This is a genomic window from Gemmatimonadota bacterium (assembly GCA_040882465.1).
Taxonomy (GTDB): domain Bacteria; phylum Gemmatimonadota; class Gemmatimonadetes; order Longimicrobiales; family Gaopeijiaceae; genus JBBEBG01.
The window spans coordinates 1-3,016 of sequence record JBBEBG010000022.1; the positions used below are offsets into that span (position 1 = coordinate 1).

Genomic DNA, 3,016 nt, shown 5'->3' on the forward strand with positions numbered 1-3,016 from the left:
TCGCGCGGCGGCGCCTTAGACGTCCGGAGGGGCGTCGCCGGGCTCCGCGGCCTCAGTTGATCTCGATCTCCGGATGCACATAGTCGTCGGGAAGGACGCGGTCCGGATCCGGCCGGACGCTCAGGTAGTCCACATGATCGGAGATCGCCAGCCAGCCATGTGGAACTGTCGCCGGAATGATGATGATGTCGCCGACCTTCACCTCTCTCGTCACCACTCCTTCCCCGCCGATCGCGCCGCTGCACGAGGGCCCGTTCAGCGTCGTCGTGACCGCGCTCTCGGGAGCCGACGCCCGCCCGTTCACGATCTGGCCGCCCGTCACGAGAGTGCCCGCACCGGAGACGATGATGTAGGTTTCCGTCTGGTGGTTGTGGGCGATCCCCCGCGCGCCGGAAAGTGGGACATTCCCGGGTGCGAGACCGCACGCCTGTTCGGCGGGAACGGGATTCCCAGCTCCGGCCGTAGGGGCCGCGGCCGGGGTAGCCCCTCGGTGGATGATCCCGACCGCCAGATTGAGCTTGCCGATGTCGGTGCTGATGATTTGCCGGTCCACCCCGGGAAGCGCGTTCACGGCGTCCACCTGCTCTTTCGTGATGTAGGTGGCGGACATCTGTGCCTGGCCCTGCAATGCGGCCGGGATCACGAGCAGGAGGGCGAGTGAGAGCCCGCGCATTGCCGTTTTCATGAGAAACTCCTCAGGGTCCGGGTTGGGACCGGAAAGGTGGGAATCCTTTGTCAGGAGGCAGCTGCAAGGTAGAGGTGGATTCTGGAGGGTGTCAACGCGCGCGGAAGGATGGCGGAACAGGCGAATTCTAGACTAGAGTGGGAGGGACTTTCGGATGAGTCGTGAGATCCTGGGTTCGATTGAAACCGAGTACCGGCGCTACAAGGCCCTCGCCGAGGGCGCGATGGAGCAGCTCGACGCGGAGGAACTGTGTCGTAGCCCGGTCCCGCCGAACAATTCCATCGCCACGATTGCCTGGCACGTTTCCGGGAATCTCGAGTCGCGATTCACGGACTTTCTCGACTCGGACGGCGAAAAGCCCTGGCGCGATCGCGAGTCGGAGTTCGAGGACCGTCAGGTGACTCGGGAAGCCCTCCTCCAGAAGTGGGAGCGCGGCTGGACGATTGTCCTCGATGCCCTCGCGTCCCTGAAGGACGAAGACCTCCATCGCGAGGTCGCGATTCGGAGCATGCCCCTCGCAGTCCACGCGGCGCTCCACCGATCCCTCGCGCACACAAGCCACCATGTAGGTCAGATCGTATACTTGGCCCGGAACTACCGCGGAGAGGGGTGGCGGTATCTGAGCATTCCGCCGGGAGGAACGGCCTCCTACAACCAAAAACCGACGCTCGAGAAGGGGTGACCCACCTGCCGCTCACCTAAGGCTGCCGAGCGCCCTGGGGACAAGGGAGAAGCGCCCGGGCAACTTTTCCCCCGCACCGGGGATAATTCCCCGCCCTGAAAGCCCCGTGAGGGGCGACCCACCCCCGCGTCTCGCTGTCCGCACAGATCCCGCAAATGCCTGTCCTGCCTTGGATTTCGCACTGCCCTGGCGTTCGGGGCACGTCGCTTGCACCTCAGGACTTTCGCGCCATCGGGCGCGTATGTGCATTCACGCTTTAGAGGTGGATTCAAATGAGACACGGGAAGTCTTTCCGAACCTTGGCCGGACGGCCCTTCGTCTCCCGGGCCGCAGCCGCCGTGGTACTCGTAACCATCGGGCTCGGCGGGTGCGCGAGCATGAACCGCACGGAAGAAGGTGCGGTCATCGGGGCGGCCGCGGGCGGGGTTCTCGGCGGGATCATGGACGACAATACGGCGCGTGGCGCGATCATCGGCGCCGTGGTCGGCGGAACCGCCGGGGCCGTGATCGGACGGCAGATGGACCAGCAGGCCGAAGAGCTCGAAAGGGAGCTGGCCGACGCAGAAGTCGAGAGAATCGGGGAAGGAATCCGAGTGACCTTCGAGTCCGGGATCCTCTTCGCGTTCGATTCGTCGGAACTTCAGGGGACCGCCCGCGAGAATCTGGGCGAACTGAGCCAGAGTCTCCTCGAGTACCCGGGCACCGACGTCCTGATCGTCGGGCACACCGACTCTTCCGGAACGGACAGTTACAACCAGGCGCTCTCGGAGCGCCGGGCCGGTTCGGCGGCGAACTATCTCGCCGAGCGCGGCGTGCAGCGCTCCCGAATCCGCGCTGAAGGACGCGGCGAAGGGGAGCCCAGGGCATCGAACGACGACGAGGTGGGGCGGCAACTAAATCGCCGCGTCGAGGTCGCAATCTTCGCGAGCGAGGAGTACCGCGAGGAAATCGAGGCCCGTTACCCAACGAACTGATTCCCCCCAATCAAAAAAGGGGTGACCAAGGATGCGAAAAACCAACGTGATCGTCATCGGAATGTCGCTGGCGCTGGCCCTCGCGCCGGCAAGCCTCATGGCCCAACAGCGAGAAATCTCCGTGGACCTCCGGGGCGGATACAGCGTCCCGTTCGGCGACTTCGGGGACAACGTCGGGAACGACTTCGGCTTCGGAGCGGGGGTGGTGTTGAGCCTCACGCCGATGATCGGGATTTATGGCGGGTGGGCGAGAGACACCTTTACCTGCGATGTCGTCACGTGTGATGACGACAGCCAGCTACACGTCCAGGGATTCGAGGCGGGTGCGAAGTTCATCCTCCCGAGCGATACGCGCGCGCTCCCCTGGGCGAAGGCCGGAGTAGTTTACCATACCGTGGAATTCGACAGCGCGCTCGGAGACTTCGAGTCCGACCGGAACCTTGGCTTCCAGGCGGGAATCGGAATGGACTTCCCTCTCGGCGAGGTCCTTTCGGTGTCCCCGGGAGTCCGCGTCACCTTGCTGGACGTCGGCGATGACGACGACTTCTTTCCGGAGCCGGAGGTCCGTTACGTCACCTTCGACATCGCGGCGCACATCCACTTCCCCCGGAATTAAGGGTGGAAGGGCGCGGGCCGGGCGCCCCCTCGCGGGTGACCCTGGAGGGGGGGGGGTTC

4 protein-coding genes are annotated in these 3,016 nt (G+C 64.8%); 3 read left to right on the forward strand and 1 reads right to left on the reverse strand.

What is annotated here, in order from left to right:
* Positions 1–52 precede the first annotated feature (52 nt).
* Positions 53–685: a hypothetical protein gene (locus WEG36_06630; protein MEX1257273.1), complete on the reverse strand. Its 633-nt coding sequence runs from the start codon at positions 683–685 to the stop codon at positions 53–55.
* Positions 686–839: 154 nt separating this feature from the next.
* Here WEG36_06630 and WEG36_06635 point away from each other — a divergent pair, with 154 nt between their 5' ends.
* The 3 genes from WEG36_06635 to WEG36_06645 all read left to right on the forward strand — a co-directional run bounded on the left by WEG36_06635 (position 840) and on the right by WEG36_06645 (position 2,957).
* Positions 840–1,367 carry a DinB family protein gene (locus tag WEG36_06635; GenBank protein ID MEX1257274.1) on the forward strand — a complete coding sequence of 176 codons (528 nt, stop codon included), beginning with the start codon at positions 840–842 and terminating at the stop codon, positions 1,365–1,367.
* 272 nt (positions 1,368–1,639) lie between these two features.
* On the forward strand, positions 1,640–2,341 hold the full coding sequence (locus WEG36_06640) for an OmpA family protein (GenBank protein ID MEX1257275.1): 702 nt from the start codon (positions 1,640–1,642) through the stop codon (positions 2,339–2,341).
* Positions 2,342–2,372: 31 nt separating this feature from the next.
* Positions 2,373–2,957 carry an outer membrane beta-barrel protein gene (locus WEG36_06645; protein ID MEX1257276.1) on the forward strand — a complete coding sequence of 195 codons (585 nt, stop codon included), beginning with the start codon at positions 2,373–2,375 and terminating at the stop codon, positions 2,955–2,957.
* Positions 2,958–3,016: the final 59 nt, after the last annotated feature.